This is a genomic window from Pseudomonas juntendi (assembly GCF_009932375.1).
Taxonomy (GTDB): domain Bacteria; phylum Pseudomonadota; class Gammaproteobacteria; order Pseudomonadales; family Pseudomonadaceae; genus Aquipseudomonas; species Aquipseudomonas juntendi.
In genome coordinates this window covers 1-1,115 of the sequence record NZ_BLJG01000399.1, presented here as the reverse complement: position 1 = coordinate 1,115, position 1,115 = coordinate 1, and the positions used below count along the sequence as shown (strand labels likewise).

Here is a 1,115-nt window from a genome sequence, read left to right as displayed (position 1 = left end):
GTCCAGCGGCACGTAGGCGCCACCGGCCTTGAGGATGGCCAGCAAACCGACCACCATCTCCACCGAACGCTCCACCGCGATGCCCACCAGCACATCCGCGCCGACACCCAGGGCGATCAGGCGATGGGCCAGGCGGTTGGCGCGGGCGTTGAGCTGGGCGTAGCTCAGGCGCACCTCGCCGAAGGCCAGCGCCGGGGCATCCGGGGTGCGCTGCACCTGGGCTTCGATCAGTTGCTGGATGCTCTGCTGCAGCGGGTACTGTTCAGCGGTGGCGTTCCACGTGACCAGGGTGCGCTCGCGCTCGGCGGCCGCCAGCAATGGCAGTTCGGCCACCGGTTGGTGCGGTTGCTCGACGATGGCTTGCAGCAGGTTGATGAAGTGGGTGGACAGCCGCTCGATGGTCGAGCGCTCGAACAGGTCGGTGGCATACACCAACGAGGCCAGCATGCCCTCTTCGCTGTCGAACACATCCAAGGTCAGGTCGAACTGAGCGACACCGGTATCCCATTGCAGCCCTTCGACGCTCAAGGCATGCGCCTGTTGCGCGCCCTGGCCACGGCGTGCGCCGCTCTGGTAGTTGAACAGTGCCTGGAACAGCGGGCTGTGGCTGAGGTTGCGCTCCGGCGCCAGGGCCTCGACCAGTTGCTCGAACGGCAGGTCCTGGTAGGCCTGCGCCTCCAGCGCCGCCTGGCGCACCTGGCCCAGCAGCGCGGCAAAGGTCGCCTGCGGCGCGAACTCGGCCTTGAGCACCTGGGTGTTGACGAAGAAGCCGATCATGCCTTCGGTGCGGGCATGGTTGCGGTTGGCGATCGGCACACCGACACGGATGTCGGCCTGGCCGCTGTAGCGGTGCAGCAACGTCTGGTAAGCCGCCAGCAACAGCATGAACAGCGTCACCCCCTGTTGCCTGGCCAGTGCACGCAACGCCTGCTGCAGCTCACCGGGCAGGGCCAGCGTCAAACTGGCACCGGCTTGGCTGCGCATCGCCGGGCGCGGGTGATCCAGCGGCAGTTCGAGCACAGGCTGGGTGCCACCCAGGCGTTCGACCCAATAGGTCAGCTGCCGCTCACGCTCCCCCGCGTCCATCCACTGGCGCTGCCAGGCGGCATAGTCAG

The 1,115-nt window shown here is 67.5% G+C and carries 1 protein-coding gene; it reads right to left on the bottom strand.

Annotated elements, in window-relative coordinates:
• Window positions 1-1,115, bottom strand: a 1,115-nt coding sequence (locus tag GYA94_RS26300; RefSeq protein WP_161893418.1) for a condensation domain-containing protein, incomplete at both ends; no start/stop codon positions are given.